At 40.5% G+C, this 23671-nt stretch carries 18 protein-coding genes; 4 read left to right on the forward strand and 14 right to left on the reverse strand.

What is annotated here, in order from left to right; translation table 11 throughout:
• The first annotated feature begins 245 nt into the window (after positions 1-245).
• Together AAC073_RS16085 and AAC073_RS16090 are read left to right on the forward strand one after the other, a co-directional pair.
• Positions 246-1037, forward strand: coding sequence for a DUF1080 domain-containing protein (locus AAC073_RS16085; protein WP_339924814.1), 792 nt, complete (start codon positions 246-248; stop codon positions 1035-1037).
• Complete coding sequence (locus AAC073_RS16090) at positions 1034-2386, forward strand: Gfo/Idh/MocA family oxidoreductase (RefSeq protein ID WP_339924815.1); 1353 nt, start codon at positions 1034-1036, stop codon at positions 2384-2386. The genes AAC073_RS16085 and AAC073_RS16090 overlap by 4 nt, the downstream gene beginning before the upstream one ends.
• A 206-nt stretch (positions 2387-2592) precedes the next feature.
• On the opposite strand, the gene AAC073_RS16095 is transcribed toward AAC073_RS16090, so the two are convergent.
• From AAC073_RS16095 to ytxJ, 6 genes are all read right to left on the reverse strand, one after another.
• On the reverse strand, positions 2593-3849 hold the full coding sequence (locus AAC073_RS16095) for a serine hydrolase domain-containing protein (RefSeq protein WP_339924816.1): 1257 nt from the start codon (positions 3847-3849) through the stop codon (positions 2593-2595).
• Between the two features lie 211 nt (positions 3850-4060).
• Complete coding sequence (locus tag AAC073_RS16100) at positions 4061-4678, reverse strand: hypothetical protein (protein WP_339924817.1); 618 nt, start codon at positions 4676-4678, stop codon at positions 4061-4063.
• Positions 4679-5028: 350 nt separating this feature from the next.
• Positions 5029-5664, reverse strand: coding sequence for a hypothetical protein (locus AAC073_RS16105; RefSeq protein ID WP_339924818.1), 636 nt, complete (start codon positions 5662-5664; stop codon positions 5029-5031).
• Between the two features lie 488 nt (positions 5665-6152).
• Positions 6153-6401, reverse strand: coding sequence for a hypothetical protein (locus AAC073_RS16110; RefSeq protein ID WP_339924819.1), 249 nt, complete (start codon positions 6399-6401; stop codon positions 6153-6155).
• Between the two features lie 348 nt (positions 6402-6749).
• Positions 6750-9599: an outer membrane beta-barrel protein gene (locus AAC073_RS16115; protein ID WP_339924820.1), complete on the reverse strand. Its 2850-nt coding sequence runs from the start codon at positions 9597-9599 to the stop codon at positions 6750-6752.
• Between the two features lie 221 nt (positions 9600-9820).
• Positions 9821-10159, reverse strand: coding sequence for a bacillithiol system redox-active protein YtxJ (gene ytxJ / locus AAC073_RS16120; protein ID WP_339924821.1), 339 nt, complete (start codon positions 10157-10159; stop codon positions 9821-9823).
• 157 nt (positions 10160-10316) lie between these two features.
• Between ytxJ and AAC073_RS16125 the strand changes: the two genes are divergently transcribed.
• On the forward strand, positions 10317-11711 hold the full coding sequence (locus tag AAC073_RS16125) for a DUF4403 family protein (RefSeq protein ID WP_339924822.1): 1395 nt from the start codon (positions 10317-10319) through the stop codon (positions 11709-11711).
• A gap of 8 nt (positions 11712-11719) precedes the next feature.
• Here AAC073_RS16125 and AAC073_RS16130 read toward each other — a convergent pair whose 3' ends face one another.
• The 8 genes from AAC073_RS16130 to AAC073_RS16165 form a co-directional block, all read right to left on the reverse strand.
• Positions 11720-12394: a 3'-5' exonuclease gene (locus AAC073_RS16130; protein ID WP_339924823.1), complete on the reverse strand. Its 675-nt coding sequence runs from the start codon at positions 12392-12394 to the stop codon at positions 11720-11722.
• A 1-nt stretch (position 12395) separates the two neighbouring features.
• Positions 12396-14342 (reverse strand): DUF294 nucleotidyltransferase-like domain-containing protein, encoded by a 1947-nt coding sequence (locus AAC073_RS16135; RefSeq protein WP_339924824.1) that lies wholly within the window; start codon positions 14340-14342, stop codon positions 12396-12398.
• 78 nt (positions 14343-14420) lie between these two features.
• Complete coding sequence (acs, locus tag AAC073_RS16140; protein WP_339924825.1) at positions 14421-16319, reverse strand: acetate--CoA ligase; 1899 nt, start codon at positions 16317-16319, stop codon at positions 14421-14423.
• 88 nt (positions 16320-16407) lie between these two features.
• The gene (locus AAC073_RS16145) at positions 16408-18093 is read right to left on the reverse strand and encodes a sodium:solute symporter family protein (RefSeq protein WP_339924826.1); all 1686 of its coding nucleotides are present in this window, start codon (positions 18091-18093) and stop codon (positions 16408-16410) included.
• A gap of 23 nt (positions 18094-18116) precedes the next feature.
• Positions 18117-18380, reverse strand: a complete 264-nt coding sequence (locus AAC073_RS16150) for a DUF4212 domain-containing protein (protein WP_339924827.1) — start codon at positions 18378-18380, stop codon at positions 18117-18119.
• Positions 18381-18537: 157 nt separating this feature from the next.
• The gene (locus tag AAC073_RS16155; protein ID WP_339924828.1) at positions 18538-19071 is read right to left on the reverse strand and encodes an ATP-binding protein; all 534 of its coding nucleotides are present in this window, start codon (positions 19069-19071) and stop codon (positions 18538-18540) included.
• On the reverse strand, positions 19064-19687 hold the full coding sequence (pnuC, locus tag AAC073_RS16160) for a nicotinamide riboside transporter PnuC (RefSeq protein WP_339924829.1): 624 nt from the start codon (positions 19685-19687) through the stop codon (positions 19064-19066). The genes AAC073_RS16155 and pnuC overlap by 8 nt, the downstream gene beginning before the upstream one ends.
• A 97-nt stretch (positions 19688-19784) precedes the next feature.
• Complete coding sequence (locus tag AAC073_RS16165; RefSeq protein ID WP_339924830.1) at positions 19785-21527, reverse strand: GMC family oxidoreductase; 1743 nt, start codon at positions 21525-21527, stop codon at positions 19785-19787.
• A gap of 387 nt (positions 21528-21914) precedes the next feature.
• Between AAC073_RS16165 and AAC073_RS16170 the strand changes: the two genes are divergently transcribed.
• Positions 21915-23630 (forward strand): IlvD/Edd family dehydratase, encoded by a 1716-nt coding sequence (locus tag AAC073_RS16170; protein ID WP_339924831.1) that lies wholly within the window; start codon positions 21915-21917, stop codon positions 23628-23630.
• Positions 23631-23671 lie beyond the last annotated feature (41 nt).

A 23671-nucleotide genomic window follows, 5' to 3' on the forward strand; every position in this document is an offset into this window, starting at 1 on the left:
TGAGGAAGGCTATCACCTGAAGTGGCACAGAATAGCTAATATATTAATCCATGCCTATTCCACGGCCTGAGCAATTCTAACTTCATGCTTTTGATCAATGCCACTCCCATTCGTTTTCATCGAAATCAAACCATTAATAATAGGCGGACTGTAGTTTAAAAAAGAATCAAAGGCTCAGGCTATTCAATTTTTGCTGAAGTAGACAATTCGATATATATTTATGGCTGAAAAATTAAGTCTATAATATGAAACAAATCATTTATTCCTTGCTTGCTATGGTAGCGTTAAATGCTTGCAGCAGCAGTACAACAACGGAAAACGAAAGTAAAGCGCAAGAAGAAAAAAAAGATGACTGGATAGTTCTTTTTGATGGTACCTCAACTGAGGGCTGGCGAGCCTATAACGGTGATGAACTCCCTCCAGGCTGGGTAATAAAAGACGGAGAGTTGACGTACGACACCGAAATGGGTTTAGAACAAGACTACACTGGTGGTAAAGACATTATTTACGGTGCAGAGGAGTTTGAAAACTTTGAATTGTACTTAGAGTGGAAATTACCAAAAGGTGGTAACAGTGGCATATTCTATCACATACCAGAAGTAAAAGAAAGTTCGGGACCTTCAGGATTGTCCCCGGAATACCAACTTATTGATGACGAAAATTATGCTTCCATACATGATTTGACTTCCTACAATAAAAAAATGGGAGAAACCGAAAACTTGGACCAACTTCAAGATTGGCAAAAAACTGCCTCTGATTATGCAATGTACCCTGCCGATCAATCCCAAGTAGATTTAAATCCTGTGGGTGAATGGAACAGCTCCAAAATAGTTTATACACCTGAAAAAGTAGAATATTGGCTTAACGGAAAGGTGGTGGTTTCATTTGTCCCTGGGTCTGAAGATTGGGAAACAAGGAAAAACTCTGGTAAATGGAGCGGTGCACCTGATTATGCGAAAGCCAAAAAAGGATACATTGGCCTTCAAGATCACGCAAGTCCAATATGGTTTAGAAATATTAAAATAAAGAAATTATGAATCAAAAGTTGATAAAAAGAAGAGATTTATTGAAAGGTGGGGCGACTGTGGCCGTTGCATCTATGATCCCTTCATGGGCATGGGCTAACAATAAAAATAGCCGCCTTAGAACTGCCCACGTGGGCTTAGGTGCTATGGGAAAAGCCGACTTGGAATCCATTTCCTCCCACAAGCTAGTAGATGTGGTGGCTCTTTGTGACGTGGATGCAAACATGCTTGCACCGCTCAAAGAAGTCTATCCTAAGGCCAAATTGTATTCGGATTATAGGACTATGCTAAAAGAAATGGCGGACGATATAGACGCTGTTGTAGTCTCCACTCCGGATCATACACATGCTCCAGCTTCCATGTTGGCCATGGATCATGGCAAACCTGTTTACTGCCAAAAACCCCTTACCCATCATGTGTCAGAGGCCAGAGCAATGCATAAAAAGGCAGCAGAAAAGAATTTAGTAACCCAAATGGGTATTCAGGTGCATTCTTTTTATGACTACAAACTGGCTACCCTACTGATACAATCTGGTATTATTGGTAAAGTAAAAGAAGTAAGGGCCTGGTCTCCTAAAAACTGGGGAACGGACGATCCCAAGCCACAAGGATCTGACCCTATACCAGAAGGGCTTGACTGGAATCTATGGCTAGGTACTGCAGCCGATAGGCCTTATAAAGAAGGGCTCTACCATCCTGGCAACTGGCGTAAAGTACTCGACTTTGGTTGTGGTACTTTGGGCGATATGGGCGTCCATATTTTTGATACCCCTTACAATGCCCTGGCATTGGATGTCCCAAAGACCATTAAAAACAAGTGCAGAAAGCCCACAGGCTTTGGCTTCCCTGAAGAGAATACAGTAACCTATGAATTTCCGGGGACGCAATACACCACCGAAAAGTTTAAATGGGTATGGTATGACGGTGTAGATGCACCAAAGAAAAATAAAAACCTAAAGCTCCCCAATAAAGAAGAGCTTCCGGACCAGGGAGCCATGTTTGTGGGAGAGACAGGTAATTTATTATTGCCTCACTTTATGCAATTGCCAAAACACATTGTAAAAGGAGAATACAAAGAACTAGACCTCACTGAGCTCAAAAAGTCAGGGAAAATAGGTGATGTAATCAGGGATTATGAAGTAGAAGGCAAACGCCACTATCACCAATTTGTGGATGCTTGCTTAGGTAAAGACGAGACTACTGCCCCTTTTTCCTACGCTTCCAGGTTAACAGAGACGATACTGTTGGGCGTGATTGCAGGAAGGTTCCCAAATAAAACCTTGCACTGGGACAATGCCACAGCACGTTTTGAAGAAGAGGAAGCCAACCAATTCTTGAACGGCACCTATAGAGCATTTTAATTAGTACTGAAAAACTGCTAGAATAATAGTAATTAATTAAAGCCGTTCCGGGTTATGGGCTAACGCTCAATTTTCCGGAACGGCTTTTTTATTAAATCGGGCAGGATTCAGATAAACTTCTGATAAAGCCCGATTCTGTTTAGTAACCCCAATGTTTAGAAATTGCTCCAAAGCACGGCCCCTTAGCCTATCTGAGGGTGAGATTACTAATTCATTCCCCTCAATCCTTTTTTGTTCCTTACTCGAATTATGATTATCGATGAAAAAAAAATAATCAAATAACCAATTACCAATAAAGACAAAAGAAAGGGTTTACTACGTTGAATCACAACGTAATCCGCAATACCGGTTTTCCAAAAAATCCATTCATCGCCTAATTTTGTGGCAAAGCCAGGGTTGCCAGTTTCGAGAATGATGATTCCATCTTTACTCTTGAGATTAATTCTGGCAGCGGTATTGATTGCAGGTCGATTACCTCCATCATGCCCCACGATAAAGTCTCCTGAATCATTTCTCCCAAATATCATTGGCCCTAAGCCGTGGGTGTTCTGATTAGCTGCTGTATGAATTTTATTCATTGTAGCTATCGTTTCAGGTCGCAAAACACTATTATGGGCAAAATTTGCTTTAAGGAATAAGCTCAGGTCTTCAGTACAGGTGTACAAAGAGGCCGCGGCCAGTGCCGTATAGCGATAATGCGGAGCAATCGTTGAATCGCTATCATAAAAGGTCACCAAATCTGAACCCAAAGAATCTGACCAATTAAAGGTTGAATGAGCCATTTTAAGTGGCTTAAAAACGGCTTCAGCCATGTATTCTTCAAACAATTGGCCACTGACTTCTTCGATAATTAATTGTAGTATGGTGTATCCTGCACCTGAGTACCTGTATTGGCTGTTCGGTGAGTTACCCACTTTCGCTACCCCCTCAGACCAAAACCCATCACTTGCTTTTGTTAAGGACTCCTCTATGCTCTGAACCGAGTCTTTGTCTACAAATCCTCCATACCCCAGACCATCAACTAGTCCTGAAGTATGGCTCAGTAAATTGCGAACAGTAACTTCCTGATTGTTAAAATTACTTTCTGGTAAATGCCATCTTGTAAGATAATTGTCGATCGGCTCATCAATTTTTATTTTGCCTTCTTCCACCAAAGCGAATATCCCCCAGGAAGTAATCCATTTACTTACAGAGGCCATTTGAAAAACGGTATGCTTATTAACAGCTTTGTCGATAGAATAAAAGAAATCCTTTGAAACAGCTCCGTTTTCTATTAAAACCATTGCCATATTTCCTACAAACTCGTTTTCAATCCTCTCTTTTGTAGCCTCAATAAAAGATGCTGAACTACTTCCTTTTGTAATTGGCCTCAACAAGGAGCCACTAAAAGTTCCGTAACCAACGAAGGCAGTCCATGCCAATATTAAGACCGTTATTAAAAGTAGGTATTTAAAGGTTTTCATCTAATTGGAATGTTCTTCTTTACGGCTTAAGAAGGAAGGGTAAGTTCTTGTGTTTCATTTATGGTAGCCCAACTATGTAGTGCGTATCTTGAAGGGTATGTACTATACAAACTATTAATGGTTAGGATTTTTCTTATTACTGGTTAATGAACTCACTTTTGGTCGGCTTATTTATTAGGTCAAGTCGGCAAATTTGTAGACACCGTATTACTTATTTTTCATTAAATAATATCCCAAATTCTTCAAAGTCAAGACTTTTATTTTTAATCAGATCCAAATCAATTTCAATATCTTTAAATAGATTATTGAAGGTCTTGATGTATTTATTATCTGATTTTTTAAACGCGTCAAAAGGAATAGAGAGGACAAATTTTTCGTCATTATCGAATACCCCAAAAAGCTCATCTTCAAGACCTAGCACATTCTTCAAATTGTAGTTGTTGTAAATCGCATAGGATAGACTGTCACTTACTGAAAGTCCAATTGTTAAATCCGCATAGTTATTGTCTTCTGGTGGAAATCCTAAAAACCAATAAGCGATGTTGTGAAATCCATAATAGTCTTGAAAGTCAGAAGGCATTTTTATTATTGACCAGTCTCCAACCTGTGCTTTTGAAAATTGGTAGGTATAAGAATTCCCTTTTGCTGGTAATTCTCCATAGTCCTTTAATTTTGATTCAACTGATTTAAGATTTTCCCCTTTTACTAAGATATACCTTTCAAAAATCTCTGATTTCAAATTGTCATGGGAACAGATCCTTTCTTTCTTAATTATCAATTCTTTTTGCGCTACTTTTTCTATCCCGAAGAGTTTGTTAAAAAATCCCATATTTGATGTTTTAGATAGAATTAAAATCAGTACTTATCCAGTAGGTATTAATTAATACGTCGTCTGCTTTTTCATTGTCGGTTTCTCTGTTTTATTCGATGGTTTACTTCCGTTTTTTCACTATGCCACCTAAACCAACTGCATTTCCCTTATCAAATTAGGGATTTAAGACAAGAAAACCAGTCCTGCCGTTACTTTTTCATCCTCCAAGCACTAACAAAAATGGGAACCATTCCCAATAGTAACCCCAATTCCCAACATTATGAATTGGCAGAACCGGTCCCTAAGCTTGTCGAAGGGGTCGAAGAGCTAACCGTCAGACTGCTTGATAATTCTACGTAGTTTTCTTTTTAACCACCAAATACCTCCCATTTAATCCCTAGGTTTTCTTTGCTCTCAAAGAATTCGAACTTTTTAATTAAAGATTCCCTATGTGCAGATCCACACATAAAAACGCCTTTTTTAAAAGAATTGAGCTTACAATATGAATAGATATTTTGAATCATTGAATTTTCGTATTCCTCAAGTTTTACATCATAAGTTTTTAAAAATTCTTCACCTAGTAGAAGACTGTTTTCAAAATCTCTCATTTTTGAATGTAGAGCCATGCCCTTGGCACTATTTAAAAACTCAAACCCTTCGATGCTCTCTAAATTGCTGAATTCAAAAAGCATTGCTTTCAATTCATTATTTTCAGGAATACTGTCGTATTTCTTATCAAATAGATTCGTGAGTTCATTGTCCAAAACAGGTACATATTCGAAAGAAAAATGTGCTGAAAGTTTCTGTAAAGCTTCTATCTCAAGTTTGTGGTGATAAACTCTAAAAGACGAAAATTTGGTACTGTCATATTGGGAGTATGTGGTTTCAAGTGCTTCTAGAAAAATCACTTCAGGTCTTTGGATTTCCAATAGGTTACAGAGATTATCAGCATTACATTTTCCATTTTTTTTGTGCCTAGTGCTGATAAAATTGATCTTTGTCATTGAAGTACTTTTTATATTCGTATCTCTAAAGCAGGACCTATTTCCTATTTATGCTTTTGTTCAAACTACAATCATAGGTACTATGGGCTCCTCCAACTTCTCTCGTTTCCTTGCTGAATTTCGCTATGCTTTTATCAGCCCGTTTAAGGTTGCCAACCTTTGAAACAAGAGACCTCCCACAGCTTCGAGGCATACCAACCGACCCGTATTTATGGCGGCTGCGGTTTTCGAAGCCGTATTTATCCCCGTGGGCCGAAGGCAATTTAGTAAAACAAAAGTTCATAAATACACGTCAAGCCGCAGCTGACCATAAACACTTTGTTGCCAACTGTGCGTTTCTGTCGACCGTTTTAATTTGTCGATTGTCATTCGTCATAGTCATTTAGTCAATAGTAATTCATTAAGTCTTGAGTTGAATTTAAGGTCGGACTGAAACGCTATCCGCTGTTTTTTTTAGTTCAGTGTCCTGTTTTATTTGGTCAAATTTGTCAGTGGTTAATAATATGAAGATTCTTTAATGAGCTTAGCTCTTCAATTCTTTTTCTTATTTCAATCATAAGTCTAAACTTAATTAAAAGTCGCTTTATCCAATTTCTTTCTTTTAAAAGAGTCAGAGAGTATTTGTACCTTAATTCTTTTTTTATCTCGTCTACTTTACTCTTAAAACTGTCTGTTTTCTCCCAGTTCTGTTTACCTCCGTCAAAAAGATTAGTCTGTCCAGTTTGTTTTGTACTCATTTTATATTTGTTTGTCGGTGTAGATAATTTTATCGCAACATGGTTGGCAACAATTGTATAAAACTATGTTTAATCAAGGAGTTATGCATATATCACCCATGCCCCCAACTCCTCCGCTTTATTTCCCCCTGTCAAATTAACAATTTAGGACAAGAATAACAGTACAATAGGCGCATTTACAACGAAACCTTCAAAATAAAGTTGTTTACTCTTATAATTATAGGAAATTATGTGTCTCTATCAAGCAATTACACAAAACCATTAAAAAAAGCCGAACAGCAAAAACTGTTCGGCCCTTAGGTCTCTAAATATTTAGTAATCCGCTAAAGGGATATACTACTCGATAACTTACCAGCTTCTGGCACCGCCTCCTGGTCTTCCTCCTCCACGTCTTTCTCCACCATTGTCTTCGGGAAGGTCTGATTTCTTGAACTTACCGATGATATAGGTAAAGGACACCATTGCATATCGGGTCATTACATTGGAGTAAACATCGGAAACGGATACATCGGAAATGGTCCTTGACACACTATTGTTTTGTTTCAGCAAGTCAAATACATATACCTTAAGCTCTCCTTTGTTGTTTTTAAGAAAACGATAACCTGCCTCTATATTCCACAACCAAATCGACTGGTCAAAACCTTCTGCAAGCCCACTGTAAAGTACATTGCTCACATTATTGGAGATAAAGGTTTTTCCATCATTGGGAGAGTAATAGAATTGCAAATTACTGGTCTGCGTGTAATAGTTGTTATCCAAAGCAGTTTGCAAACTACTGTTCACGATAGAATAACTGCCTCTGGTGGTCAAGTTAAAATCCACATCCTTGCTGATATTACTGGCAAAAGTTATACCCTGAGTAATGTCTATGCTTTCGTTGATATTGGTTTGTCCATTGATCATCCCAGGTGTTCTGCTATAGCTTACGCCCGGATTAAGGTTAACCTTTGTTTTCCATTTCGGAATGCTGGTACCATAGTTCACAAATAGTCGGGTACTCATTTGGCCGCTTAAGTTAACAGGTGTAGTGATCTGCCCGCCTCTGCTTAGCAATACATCATTGTTGATCAAGGTATCCTGAGGGGCCACAAAGGTACTTGTACCTATATAGTCGTTGGTAAAGGAGCCCAATAAAAACATAAAGAAGGTTTTATTGGTTTCCATGTCAAACTTCGAAATATTGGCAAAAATACTGTTATTGTAACTTTGACCCAGTGTAGGATTACCAACGGACAGGTTCAAAGGATTGGTATTGTCAATTACGTTTTGCAACTGGTTCACACTGGGCTCATCCGTTCTGGTTCGGTACCTGAACCTAAAGCGTGTGCCAGATTCATTGCGGTAGTTCATGGTCACCGTTGGTAGCACGTTCCTAAAATCCCTGTTAAAAATCCCCTCAGTTGGATACACACTTTCATTGTTGAGCTTTGCATATTGATAGTCAACATTCATGTTGATGTTCAGGCCCTCGTTGTTGTAGCGATAACCCAACCCAGCTTTTTGGGTAAGGAATTTGTTGTCAAACTCATTACTCAAAGCGGTATCCAATACCATGATTCCTTGCTCATTGGCCAGCTGAAACGTCTTCTGGTCGGCAGCACTTTTGTTATTGCCAATCTGATAGGAAGCTGTTGCTACCGATCTTTCACTAATGGGCTCCGTATAGGTAATATTGGTCCTGTAGTTGAATCCATCCGACAAGGCATTGGTTTGTTGAACCAGGGTGTCGAATGAGTTTCTTACATAATCCTTATTGGCGGAAATCAAATCTGTAAGCTGATCCCTTTTGTTCCAGGAAGTACTTAGGTCTGTAGATATGGTCCTTCCTTTTTTATCAAATTTATACCTGTAGGTCAGGTTATTTGAGATGGAATAGCCGTTGGTATTCATCCCCGTTTCGTTTCGGGTATCACTCAAACTGTCCAGGTTTTGATCCAGGTTTAAACCTGCAAGGTTGGTAAAACTGCTGTTGTCCTGGAAATTTATACTTGGGCTGATGATCAAAGCATTCTTTTCATTGATATCGTATTCAATTCTGGCATTTGCCCTATGGTTGTTATTGGTAATATTACTGATTTGGCTTTCTTGATAGACCTGGCTATTCTCTTCGGAAATGACCGTTTGTCTGTTGGTATTGTCTACAATGGCGTTTTCGGTAGCATTGTAAAAGTAACTTCCGGTAACATTGATTTTATCACCCCATTTGTCACTGTAATTAAGTCCCAGTGAATTGGTTGTAACGATCCCATTGTTTTGGGACACGCCGAAATTACCTCCTCCACCTTGATTGCCTCTTCTACGGCCACCACCGAGTCCACCGCTCACTCCCAGCATATCGTCTGAGGAGAAATTTTGTTGGTTGACATTGTTGGCCATACCTATTATGGAAACCCTACGTGCGCCATTGAAGAAATTTATATTTCCTCCCACAGAATACCTGTCATCTGTTCCGTATCCTCCATAAACCCTACCAAAGTAGCTGTTTCGCATGTTTCCTTTGGTAATAATGTTGATGGTTTTGGCATAGTTTCCATCGTCTAAACCTGTCAACCTTGACTGGTCTGATTTCTGATCCAAAACTTCTACACTCTCAATGGCATCTGCTGGTAAATTCTTAAGTGCAATGGAAGGATCGCTTCCAAAAAACTCTCTACCGTCTACCAGTATTTTTTGGACATCCTCTCCCTGAGCCTGTACTTTTCCATTTTCAATGGTCACTCCAGGAAGTTTGCCTATTAGGTCTTCCGCCATGGCATTTTCCTTGGTTTTAAAAGCATTGGCGTTGAACACTGCCGTGTCTCCCCTCATTTCACCTACCGCATTTTCACCTTCAATGGTCACCTCACCAAGCAATTGACTGTCTTCGCCTATGCTTATTTCACCAAGATCCAATGGCATTCCACGACGAAATTCCTTGGTCACTTTCTCAAATCCGATATAAGTGATTTCAATTTTGAAAACAGGAAGTCGTGGATAGGCGATGGAAAAACTACCATTGGCCCCTGTGGTGGTATTGCTAATAAGCGAATCTTGTTGATTCCTCAGCAATATATTGGCCCCAATCATGGGTTCCTTGGTGGTTTTGTCCACTATGGTTCCTTTAATCACCGGTGAACCACCCTGCCGGTTTTGTTGTGCCAAAAGTGGGGTCAAAACCAGACTTAAGGCGAAGAAGGTAAGAAAAGTAAAAATCCTCATATAGTATTCTGTTTAAACATGAGGATTAGACCATTCCTTTTGGCAAAGGTTTAATGGCTAATGCAAATATGTTTAAAAGGAAATTTTACCCATTAGACGGTAAATACAAGGATTAATAGGTATCAAGAAAACAATGTTCAACCCACGTTAGGGTTGTGAGAAAAATGGATGAAAATGAAAACCAGCCCTTCAAGGGTTTAAAACCCTTGAAGGGCTCCGGTTCAGACCTCTAATGAAACAATCTCATTGTAATTGATCCCCATATGGCTATTGTTATAGACCGCTTTTCCGTCTTTGACAACAATCACTTGTGGAGAAGCATGGGTGACTCCAAATTCATCTGCAATGGCGCTCGACAATGCCCTGTAAGACAAAAGGTCAAGGTAATAAGGCGTAAATTTATCACTATCAGCAGCTTTCCAGTTTCTCTGCACCCTGTTCCAAGCCATTCCACTTATCGAACAACTGGTAGAGTGCTTAAAAATAACAACAGGTTTTTCATTGCTCTCTTCTTTAATTTTATTCAACTGAGCAACGTCCTCTAATTTTATCCAACTCATAATTTTTTCGACTTATATTAAAACCAATAACCCAGACTAAAGGCTTTAAAGTTCAAAGGACTGCTATTTTTTTTGATTTCTGCTATATTTCCCTTACCTCTGCATTAAAATCCCATTTTATCACCACTAGTCTTTTCATTAAGACGTTATAGTCAATATGCCAAGATATTCACTCATTATAATAACCATCCTTTTCGCAGCTTTCACAAGTTGTAGCAGTCTTAAATTAAATGGACCTGAAGCGCAAGCCCCTCCACCAGAATTGCCCAAAGCAGCAATGTCCATACACCTTGGGCTTGAAATTCCTTTGTCCTATTTGCAAGGGCGAATAAATGAGAGCCTTAATGAAAAGTTATTCAATGAGGAAGGACTGGATCTGGGAAATGGCCTATTTGCTGATGTAGATTTAAAAAAGAATGGCAACCTAAGCCTTGCAGCTACGGATGATGGTAAATTGCTCGTCGGCCTACCCGTATATCTGGATGGCAAAGTAAGGTTAGAGAAAAGGATTTTTGGACAGAAAATCTCCTCGGCAATACCATTTCAGGAAAAACTCTCCCCCCAGATAAGTTTCATTCCTCAAATCAATAGTGATTACAGTTTCGGAATCGAAGAGCTTGACATCCTCTCTTGGGGAAAATCCCTACAATACGATTTACTGGGATTCAATATCGATTTCGAACCCCTAGTGAAGAATAAAATGATTGGGTTAATGGAAGACCAATTGTTGACCGGCTCATTAAAATCGGTAGACATCAAAAGTATCGCCAATGATTTTTGGTCTACTTTTGGCAAACCAAGGTACCTGGACAACGGGCTTTCGGCAAGTTACCTCTACAGCCATCCTGAAAAAATAGCCATTCAGGATGAATTTACAAAAGACCAAAAACTAATGTTAAACATAGGTCTGGAAGGCGAAATCTTACGGCAAACGGACCGCCCTTTGGCTACTCAATTGGCGACTCTTCCACCAGTAACCCAAGAAGAAGTAGAAGGGAATGATTTTAACCTAACCTTGCCGATCTATATTGGTTTTGAAGAGATGGCTACGCTATTAGAGAAGCAACTTAAAGATAGCCTTATCAAGGTAGACAAGAAAACAATGCTTCTGCCACAGGCTTTTAACCTGCGCCATTTTGGAGAAAGAACGTTGATAACAATGGAGTTTATCGGAAAAAGGACTGGCAAAAAGGATTTGTATGGGATTTTTTACCTGGCAGGAAAACCCGTTTATGATCCACAATTACAAGCCTTGGTGCTTGATGAGGTGGACTTTAAACTCGTTACAAAAAGTTTCTTGGCCAATACTACCAATTGGATGAAGCGAAGAAAAATATTGAAGGCCATTCAGAAAAAGGCGATTTTTCCAGTGGAAGAACAACTAGAGAAAGCCAGGGCTACCTTGCTCAAGGAGAGTCAGGTGAAATTAAGCTTGTTTGCCATTTCCTTACAATCCCCAGAGATTTTTATTGATGGCATATATCCCTCTACCACTGGCCTGGATATTTATGTGAGGGCAGTTGCAGGAGTCAAGGCCCAATGGAATCCTTAATCTAGCTATTAAGCCATAAGGTCCCCGAAGGTTTTTATCCCTTTTCTCTCTGCTACCTTCAAGAGTTTTAACAAAAGTTGGGAAGTCAATAAAGCATCTCCAGCAGCAGTATGTCGGTCATCAAGAGCTATTTTATACCGCTCGCAAAGTTTGTCTAAGGAATAATCCTGGGCAGCAATGGTGTGAGGATCATGGTATTTCCCGTTTTCCAAACGGACAGCCAATTCATAGGTATCCAAGCTAGGTTGTTTGATTTTCCTCAAACCAAGTGTTTTCCCTAGTTTTTCCAACATGGCAAGGTCAAAGCCCAAATGATGCCCCACCAGAATCTTATTGGAAGCATCTTCTAGAAAACTCCTGATCAATTGTTCTCTACTGACATAAGGCCTTACTTGTATCAAACCATGCACCTTCACGGCTTCTTTACTGCGTTTTTTGGGACGCATATAATATTCTTTCGACTCAGAGATTTTCATCCTATTGTTACTGACAAGCACAGAACCATAAGAAAGCACATAATCTTTTCTAACATCCAAACCAGTAGTTTCAGTGTCTAATACCAAAAAATCCAATTCCCTGATGGGTTTTGCTTTCGATGTTTTTTTTAATAATGTCTGTTCATAGGCCTTTATATAGCTGGGCTTAGGCAACGAAGGAAGACCAAAAATTGATTTCCAATCCATATCATTTACCAAAATAATCCAGCTGAAACCTTACCCTTAAAATCTTTTGGATTTCATCAATGGGAAAAAAGGCGTTCTTCAGCAGTTGCCGCTGCAGTTTCCCCAAAGAATCTGGTTGAATAAACCTCCCTGAACTTGAAGCTGAAAGTCCCTCCAAGGCCCTAATTCTCATAAAAATCTCAAAAGCTTTACCCGCATCCTTGAATAACTCCGCTTGATTGGGCTCAAGTTCGGCTAGTTTTTCAAAACGCTTGAAAGTATTGTTGACTCCTACCACCTGATGGTTGAGCACCAATACCCTGGCCGCATCAGCCAAAGGCATCATGGCCCTAAGTTTAATGTCAAATTTTTCGGCATGCTCCCCTGATTTCTCAACCATAAAGTTCCTAAAAAACCCTAAGGGTGGGGGATTCAACAAGGCGTTTTTGGCAAAGAAATTAAGGAATATTCGTTCTTTGCCAATTTCTTTATACACATGTTCTGTTAGCGCTTCCGCTAAGGAAACTTTACCTGAAATGGCCCTGAAATCAAAGAATATGGAGGCCATCAAGAGGGATTCCTGATCAGGCTTACTGATCCAGTGACTGAAATAGGTTTTCCATTGAGACAAAGGCTGACACCATTGAGGATTATTGGCCATCATCTCAGCGGGGCAGGATTGAAAGCCACAGGCGAATAGAATATCCATAATGTCCCTGGCTAAAAGGTGCATAAACCTTCTGGTTTTTTCCTCTAGCTCTGCCGGCACATCTTCATAGACAATGGCATTGTCCAGGTCTGTTCTTAGCAACTGCTCCCCACGACCTTCTGATCCTAGTCCCAAAAAGCAAAATGGTGTATCATACACTTCCGGAAAATCTTTCGAATGCCTGGATTTTGCGATAAATATGGCCCGCTGAATGATGGTGTCGTTAATCTCTGTTATGATCCCTGCAATAAAATCAATGGCCAATTCATTTTCCAGAAAGTAAACCAACATTCCTTCAGCTTGATTTCTCAATTTTGCGATCTCATGAACATCACTGCTGTCCTGTAAAGCTTTGATTAGTACTGCCGGACTGTTCCCTTGGGAAAGCAAAATGTCATGGTCAGATATAATCCCTATTACCTTGGAATGATTGCTCCCGTCCTCTGTAAATACGAGGTGGTGCAACCTGTTCTTTACCATGTTGAGATAGATTTGGGAAAATTCAAGGTCTTTTTTCGCTGTAATAACGGGCGAACTCATGATATCCTCAACCAGGGTTTCATAGGGCAGGCCTTTAGCAATCAAGCGATTTCTAAGGTCTTTGTCTGTAATAATACCCTGAGGATAATCATTGTCGTCCACAATAATGATAGAGCCTACTTTCTCTGCACTCATTTTTGCTACCGCTTTGGAGATGCTGTCTCCAATACGACATTGGACTACTGGCTGAGAATAGCTAATGGAAGTCTGGCCAGGAAAAAGCAAAAGGCCATTTTGAGGAGAATTGTTGCCTAGAAGGCTACGCACTTTCTGCGTTTGAGAAAGATCTGAACGTACCACTACTTGTCCGGAGGCAAATCCTGAAGCAAAATACAAGCTCACCTGGCTATTTTCCGTTAGAATTTTATCGAAAATCCCTACTGGAACTGCAATGATTAAGCTATTTTCATTTGCTTTGGCACTCAATATATAAGGCCTTTTCCCCAACAAAGCCAGCACTCCAAAAACATCTCCCTCATCACATAATTCTATGGTCTGCTCTTCGCCATCAATTAAATCGGTCAACTTAATTGCTCCGTCTTTGACCACGAAAAAATAGTTTTTGGCCGGTTCTCCTTTTTGAAACAAAAATTCATCCTTTTCAAAATAAATGAGATCTACCTCTTTCGCTACTTGAGTAAGAAGCTCAAAAGATAAAAAACTGAAAGGAGGAAATTTTTTCAGGAAATCAATAACCCTATTAACGATGACATTGCTCATATGGGAATTGGGTCTGGGAAAGGATAATGTAAGGCATGGAACCCATACCTTACATTATTAGGTTATAGGAGGAAAAGGTTATTCCTTTCTCCCTTCTTTGATCTTGTCTACTATTTCTGGATCCAGTAAAGTGGAAGTATCTCCTAAACTGTCCATATTGCCTTCAGCAATTTTTCTCAGTATCCTTCTCATTATTTTACCCGAACGTGTTTTAGGAAGTCCCGGTACAATCTGAATCTTATCTGGTTTTGCTATCGGACCTATCATATTGGTAACAGATGCCTTGATCTCATTGACAAGGTTGGCTTCCGTTCTATTGGACATGTCACAGATAACATAAGCATAGATACCTTGACCTTTGACTGAGTGTGGATAACCTACTACAGCAGATTCCACTACCAATGGATGTTCGTTGATGGCATTTTCTACTTCAGCTGTTCCCATTCTATGCCCGGAAACGTTGATCACATCATCTACACGTCCCAAGATACGGTAATAACCATCATGGTCCCTTTTTACACCATCACCTGTAAAGTACATCCCCTTATAGGTAGCAAAATAGGTTTGTTTACACCTTTCATGGTCACCATAGGTAGTACGGATCATTCCTGGCCATGGAAATTTGATGCAAAGGTTCCCCTCAACAGAGTTTCCTTTAAGTTCTTTGCCTTCTGGATCCATTATGGCCAATTGAACACCTGGCAAAGGTAGTGTGGCAAATGCGGGCTTATTAGGGGTGATGCCTGCCAAAGGCGACACCATAATTCCACCTGTTTCAGTTTGCCACCAGGTATCTACTATTGGGCATCTCGTCTTGCCAATATGGGTATGGTACCAATGCCAGGCTTCTTCATTGATAGGCTCACCTACTGATCCCAGAACTTTAAGAGAATCAAGTTTATAAGGTGCGATAGGCTCAGTACCATGCACTTGCAATGCACGTATGGCTGTAGGGGCCGTATAAAATTGATTTACTTTGTACTTGTCCACAATTTCCCAGAATCTTCCAGGATTAGGATAAGTAGGTACACCTTCAAACATTATCGTCGTGGCTCCTGTCAATAAAGGGCCATATACGATATAGGAATGACCAGTAATCCACCCAACATCAGCAGTACACCAGTAAACATCACCAGGAGTATATTGGAAAACGTTCTCGAAAGTATACTTAGAGTAAACCATATAGCCGCCGCAAGTATGGACCACACCCTTAGGTTTTCCTGTGGAACCTGAGGTATATAGAATGAATAGCTCATCTTCGCTGTCCATTTCCATGGCTTCATGGCTGCTGCTTTTTCCTTCAATGGCTTCATGCCACCAAAAGTCCCTACCAGCTTTCATGGTTACTTCCTGACCAGTCCTTTGGAATACGATCATGGTTTGAATCAGATCTGTACTTTCCAAAGCCTCATCTACTACCGATTTTACAGGAATCTTTTTCTTACCTCTGAAATTTCCATCTGAAGTAAGCACCACCTTGGCTTTGCAATCTTCAATCCTGTCTGCCAATGCATTGCTAGAGAATCCAGCAAAAACAACTGAGTGAACGGCACCTACACGAGCACAAGCAAGCATTGCGATGGCTGCCTCAGGAACCATCGGCATATAAATAATGACTTTATCGCCTTTTTCTACACCCTTTTCAACCAATACATTTGAAAATCGACATACTTCCTCATGCAATTCCTTGAAAGTAAGTATCCTGTTTGGATCTCCAGGCTCATTTGGCTCCCATATGATGGCGGGCTTATCACCCATGGTATACAAATGTCTTTCTAAGATATTTTCGGTAATGTTAAGTTTACCGTTTAAAAACCACTTGACATCTGGTCCTTCAAAATCCCACTCCAGGGTCTTGTCCCAGCGTTTTTTCCAATGAAAAGAATCTGCAATTCTAGCCCAGAAGTTTTCTGGATCTGCAACACTTTTTTGGTACTCGTGGAAATAACCGCTTAGCGTATGAATTCTATCGCTCATATTATCGATATTTTAGGTTGTATTAAACGTAAAGTTAATTAAACATACAAAGGATTTAATGTCTCATAAAACCTTTGCATTCATTGATTTAGTGTTCTTGGGCTTCACCAGCTCCTCGAGGGATCCTGATTTCTTGAATCATTGCTTGCACATCTGCAGGTGGTGCTGGTGTAAGTTTGGAAACAACATAGCAAACCACAAAATTGATAACCATACCTATGGTACCAATTCCTTCAGGAGAAATGCCAAACAACCAATTGTCCATGGAATTGGCTTCAGGGGCAATAAATTTGAAATATATAATATAGGCCAAGGTAAAAACAAGCCCTGAAACCATACCGGCAATAGCACCTTCCTTATTCATCCGAGTAGAAAATATACCCATAATAATTACAGGAAAAAAGGAGGCTGCTGCCAAGCCAAAGGCAAACGCAACTACCTCTGCTACAAATCCTGGCGGGTTGATACCAAAATATCCCGCAATAATTACTGCAAATGCCGCTGAAACCCTTGCGATGATTAATTCCGTTTTTTCTGTCATTGAAGGTACAAAGGTTCGGAACAAATCCCTGGAAACAGATGTGGAAATTACCAATAACAATCCAGCTGCTGTGGATAAAGCAGCAGCCATACCTCCGGCAGCCACAAGTCCAACCACCCAGTTGGGCAATTCCGCGATCTCAGGGGCAGCTAAAACCATGATGTCCTTGTCTATATTAAGTTCATTGGTTTCAGGATTTGGCGTATATTGAACTACACCATCATTGTTTATGTCTTCAACTACTATTAGATTGGTTTTTTCCCAGTTCTCTACCCACACAGGCAATTCATCTACTGGTTTGTCTGCCACAGTATCTATGGCATTGTATATTCCAAAGGCCGCAATCGCTGGAGCAGTGGTGTATAAGATGGCGATAAAAATCAAGGCATAACCAGCAGAAAGTCTTGCGTCTTTAACCCTAGGCACAGTAAAAAACCGCACAATAACGTGTGGTAATCCTGCAGTCCCAACCATTAAAGCCAAAGTGATGGCAAAAATATCCGCCATTGACTTTCTACCAGAAGTATATTCCTGAAATCCCATGTCCAATAAGACCCCATCCAATTTATCCAATAGATAGGTGCCATCCTGTACAGTTCCACCTAAACCCAATTGAGGAATAGGATTTCCGGTTAACTGGATAGAAATAAATATCGCAGGCACCATAAAAGCAAAAATCAGCACACAATATTGCGCTACTTGGGTATAGGTGATCCCTTTCATGCCACCCAATACTGCATAGAAAAACACAATCGTCATCCCTATTAAAACACCAGTTTCGATGTCCACTTCCAGGTACCTTGAGAAAACGATACCGACACCACGCATTTGACCTGCCACATAGGTAAAGGAAATAAAGAGGGCGCAAAATACGGCTACTACACGAGCTTTGTTACTGTAATACCTGTCTCCTACAAAGTCTGGAACGGTGAATTTCCCGAATTTACGAAGGTAAGGAGCTAATAAAAGGGCCAAAAGTACATATCCACCGGTCCAACCCATAAGGTATACCGATCCATCGTAGCCAGAAAAGGCGATTATTCCGGCCATGGAGATAAAAGAGGCTGCAGACATCCAATCAGCAGCCGTTGCCATACCGTTTGCTAGCGGAGAAACACCCCCGCCAGCCGTGTAAAATTCTTTAGTTGATCCTGCTCTGGTGTATATGGCGATACCGATATACAAGGCAAAGGACAGGCCTACTAAAATGTAGGTCCAGGTTAAAATATCCATATTGTGGTGATTATTTAAAAGGGTTATTTTTCGTTGACATCAAATTCTTCATCCAGCTTGTTCATCCGATAAACGTAAACGAAAATCAATATAACGAATGAAAATATAGAGCCCTGCTGTGCAAACCAAAAGCCCAATTTATACCCGCCAATTTTAATGGCATTGAGGGGCTCTACAAGCAAAATTCCGAAGCCAAAAGAGACAATAAACCAAACCGCCAGAAGCATCAATAAGGTTCTAATATTGCGCTTCCAGTATTGTTTCATTTTTTGTTTATGGTTATCCATATGATAATATGTTTGAGTTTATTGGTTAAAATAATCCTGAAATTATTTAAAAATTCCGTAACTATCAGCAAGATTTCGTTAATCTACCAAAAAAAAGACAGTTTCGGCGTGAGCAATAGATGATTGGTTTAATTGGTAAAATAAAATTGGAGCGAATTCATAAAAATTTCTTTTGATCAAAAGACTTCTCAATAAATTCAATGGCTGTTTTCAAGCGATGTTCTTCCCCTCCAGATATGATTTTCCATGGCAAACCTGAGGTACGCACCTCATTTTTATAAACCTCCATAAAATACCTCCTCATGGCCGGATCCGAATGCTCACGCTGTGGATCCTCCCTCCATGGAATGTCTATTGCTGCAAGCAAGTACATGGCATATTCCCGAGTTTGAATTTGCTGTTTTATCCAGTCATGGGTCTCTTTAAACTTATGCTCACTCCATACTTTTATGACTCGCAAATCTGTATCACAAAACAATTTATTTTCAGCCTTTTCAGCCTTTTCATCTTCTAGTATTACCTGGCCCCTGGCGATGGCTTCTAAGTCTTCATAAGTATAAGGCCGATCCAATTGCTCAATGTATTCCCTGGCATATTCCGGTACCCAGGGTTCTCCATAATGCGCCGCCAATTGCTGGCTTAAGGTACTCTTACCTGTTGACTCTGGCCCAATGATTACGATCTTATCCATTGTCCTCCTTATAATTCTTGGCAGCCCTGATCCAGGCGATTAGTCCTATGGTGGCTAACACAGTAAAAATGAAAAACTGAAAAGAGGTTAGCACCAATCCTTTATAGAAATAAAGTGGAATGGAGACCAAATCTGTAACAATCCAGGCAATCCAATTTTCCACTTTCTTTTTTGCCATCAGCCACATTCCTACAAATGCAGAGGAAGTGGTAAAGGAATCCCAATACGGAACGTCACTGTCTGTAAAGCTAATTAAAACATAATACAAGGCCAGGTAAGAGAAAATCCATAATGCCAAGGATTGGAAAATTCCTGATCTTGTCAGCCAGGTAATAGGAACTACCATCTTGCCAGGCTTTGGGTTAGACCAGATGTACCAACCATAAATGGACATCGAAAAATAATAGGCATTGATACCCATATCCGCATACAGTTTAACCTGCAGACAAATCCAAACATAAATCAATGTACTGACGATTCCTGTAGGGAACACCAATATATTTTCCTTTATAGAATAGTAGACTGAGCCAAGGCCAAATACAACAGCTATGCCTTCTAACCAGCTCATCGCTGCAATCCCACTTTCTATACCTTCTATTATATATTTCCAGTCCACAGGCCGAAATTGCGATATATTTTTAACATAAAAAAAATCAGCACCGAAGTTTAATCTAAAACTCCAGTGCTGATCTGATTGGCAGATAAGATAATTATTAACCTATATTTTTCTTTTTCAACTGATCTACGATGTATTCAGAAGTTCGGATAGAAAGGGCCAAGATGGTCCATGTTGGGTTTTTATCTGCCTGAGATACAAATGGGCCTGCATCTACTACAAACAGGTTGTCACATTCATGGGCTTGAGAATATTTATTCAAAACGGAAGTTTTTGGATCATCTCCCATTCTGGTAGTACCTACTTCGTGTATGATACGGCCAGGAGCCTCTAAGCCATATTTGGTATCTGCTCCTGGTTTTTTGCCCATTACTTTGGCACCCATGGAATCAAACATTTCTTCAAAGGTCTCTTGCATGTGTTTGGCTTGCTTCACCTCATGTTCGGTCCAGTTGTAATTGAATCGAAGCACAGGAATACCAAATTTATCAACGACAGTAGGGTCAATTTCACAGTAATTGTCATACTGAGGAACAGATTCTCCTCTACCTGCGATACCCACTGTGGCACCATATATATTTCTTATGTCTCTTTTTAGTCCTTCTCCATAACCACCATTTGGACGAGGTTTCCCAAATTCATCCTGCATGTATTTACGCATGGACTCCATTCCAAAACCAAAACCATAATTGGGTTGACGCATACCGCCTCCAAATTCAAGGTGATACCCTCTTGGGAAATCCAGTTTTTTGTTGTCCAACCACCATGGGGTGTAAACGTGCAAGGAGCCTACGCCATCTTCATTGTATTTGTCTCTTGCTATGAAATCGGTCATCAATGCAGACCTGCTTGCACCAGTAGAGTCATGCAGGTACCTGCCTAGTGTTCCGCTGCTATTGGACAGTCCATTAGGATGTTTGGTAGAGGCAGAGTTCATCATGATCCTTGCCGTTTCACCTGCAGAAGCACCCAATACTACCACCCTAGCATTCAGCTTGTATTCCTGCATGTCTACCTTGCTCACATAAGAAACACCCGTAGCTTCTCCTTTTTCATTGGTGGTAACTTTACGCACCATTGCATAGGTATACAAGTCTACATTTCCTTTTTTGATTGCAGGTTTTACCAATACAGTACCTGCAGAGAAATCGCCATAAACCTGGCAACCTCTGTTACACTGGGCACAGAAAAAACAAGCACCTCTTTCGTTATTCACCGGACGGGTCAAAACTGAAACCCTGGAAGGCAATACAGGTAGGTTGATTTTCTTTCCTGCCTTGGTGAAGGCGGCTTCGTGCAATCTTGGCTTCGGCGGAGGAAGAAAGTTTCCATCAGGTTCATTTCTCATGCCCTCTTTAGAACCGAAGACACCTATCATTTTATCTACCCTATCATAAAAAGGTTTTACGTCCTCATAGCCTATCGGCCAATCATCCCCTAAACCATCAATACTTCTTCTTTTAAAATCGTCAGGCCCAAAACGTAGCGAAATTCTTCCCCAGTGATTGGTTCTACCCCCGACCATTCTGGAACGAAACCAGTCAAATTCAGTTCCGTCTTTTCGGGTGTAAGGTTCTCCGTCTATTTCCCAACCTCCATAGGCCGCATCAAAATCACCAAAAGCCCGCACAGTATTGGCGCCTCTTCTCGGAGATTCCCAAGGAAATCGCAATTGGGTCCTGTACTCTTCCTTTGCAGGATCAAAGTCACTTCCCGCTTCTACTACTGCTACGCTTAATCCGGCTTCGGATAGAATTTTACTTGCCATTCCACCTCCGGCGCCTGATCCTACAATGATTACATCGTAGGTATCCATGGATGATTTTATTTCAAAGCTCATTGATATATTTTTTGAGTTTATTTTTAATTCACCCCCCAAAATAGGAGTTTAAAGCTGATAATTCATCATTTCCAAAATCAGCCATTAGCCGATTCCTCTCATTATTCTCATTTAGTCAAAATATAATTCGACCTATTACATATTTACCAATTAAATCACGGAATTATTAGCACTTTTCTAAGAAATTCCAATGAATATTTTTATCATTAATTTCATTGGAAAGGCTGTTTATACCAATATTCATTTAAAGCAACTTGCAAAAGAGGTTTTTAGATGTTTAAATTTTATTTTGCCCAAACATTCACTATTCTTATACTTTGAATTGAATAGAAAGTACTACCCTTGCCGGGTGAAGCACTTTTTTGTTTTAAAAATAAAACCCAAAAAATGGAGAAAAAGGAAAGAAGAAGCCAAGGCTGGTTCGGAAAAACTGGCAAGGATGGTCTTATTTATAGGTCATGGTTTAAGAAACAAGGTATCCCTACACATGAACTAGGCGGCAAACCAATCATTGGTATATGCAATACCTGGTCTGAGTTAACCCCATGCAATTCTCACTTTAGAGAATTGGCAGAATTTGTAAAAAAGGGCGTGATAGAAGCAGGGGGTTATCCGGTAGAATTTCCGGTAATGTCATTAGGTGAAACTGTGATGAAACCTACAGCCATGCTTTACAGAAACCTGGCCAGCATGGACACAGAGGAGTCCATTCGTGCCAATCCATTGGATGGGGTAGTGCTTCTTTGTGGTTGCGACAAAACCACTCCCTCCCTTGTCATGGGAGCGGCAAGTGTAAATTTGCCAACCATTGTGGTTTCTGGTGGCCCAATGCTCACTGGAAGATACAGAGGTGCAGAAATCAGCACCAGTGACATTTGGCGGTTTAGTGAAAGTGCCAGGGCGGGAGAAATTAATCAGGCCGAACTGTATATCGCAGAATCTGGCCTATGCCGAAGTGACGGCCATTGTGGCGTAATGGGCACTGCTTCCACTATGGCCTGTATGGTAGAAGCCCTCGGATTGTCCCTCCCCGGAAATGCTGCTATTCCTGCCCCAGATACAGGCCGAAAAGTGATGGCCCATATGTCAGGAATGGAAATCGTGAAAATGGTTGAGAATGACCTGAAACTATCTGACATCCTTACCCGAGAGGCTTTTGAAAATGCCATTATGGTAAATGCTGCTATAGGCGGTTCTACCAACTTTGTAATTCACCTCTTGGCCATTGCTGGGAGAATAGGAATTGAACTAAATCTTGAGGATTTCGATAAATACTCTGCCAATATCCCCCTCCTGGCCAACCTTCAGCCTTCCGGAAAATATTTTATGGAAGACTTTTACTACGCAGGTGGATTGCCTCCCGTTATTCGTCAGTTGAAAGACCGACTGCACAATGAGGCCCTTACGGTAACCGGTCAAAGCATTGGAAAGAACAACGAGAAATTTGAAAATTACAACAAAGAGGTAATTGCTGCCATCGATGAACCTTTTAATCCTTTGTCTGGCATAGTGGTGCTTAAGGGTAACCTTTGCGAAACAGGCTCCATTATCAAACCTTCCGCTGCCAGTCCTGAATTGCTGAAACATACAGGCAAAGCAGTTGTCTTTGAAGACATCGATGATTATAAGAACAATATAGATGATCCCGATTTGGACATCGACGAGAACTCCATCATGGTGCTTAAAAATGTAGGTCCTAAGGGTTATCCAGGCATGCCTGAAGTGGGCAATATGGGCCTTCCTACAAAAGTACTTGCCAAAGGCATCAAAGACATGATTCGAATTTCTGATGGCAGAATGAGCGGAACTGGTTTTGGTACAGTGATCTTGCACGCCACGCCTGAAGCAGCAGAAGGCGGAAATTTTGCCGTCGTGCAAACTGGAGATGAAATAGAGCTTGATGTAGAAGCCAGAAAACTGAACTTATTGGTTTCAGACGATGAACTGACGAGTAGAAAAGCCGCATGGAAAAAACCTCCTACTGTAACAGAAAGAGGTTATGTAAGCCTTTATGTGAAGACCGTTGAACAAGCCAATTTAGGTGCCGATCTGGATTTCTTAAAAGGCAATTCAGGAAGTGAAGTCACCAAAGACTCTCATTAATTCCTTACCATTATTACCGGAAAACAGTGCTGTTTTCCGGT

The sequence above is a fragment of the uncultured Cyclobacterium sp. genome (assembly GCF_963977555.1).
Lineage (GTDB): Bacteria > Bacteroidota > Bacteroidia > Cytophagales > Cyclobacteriaceae > Cyclobacterium.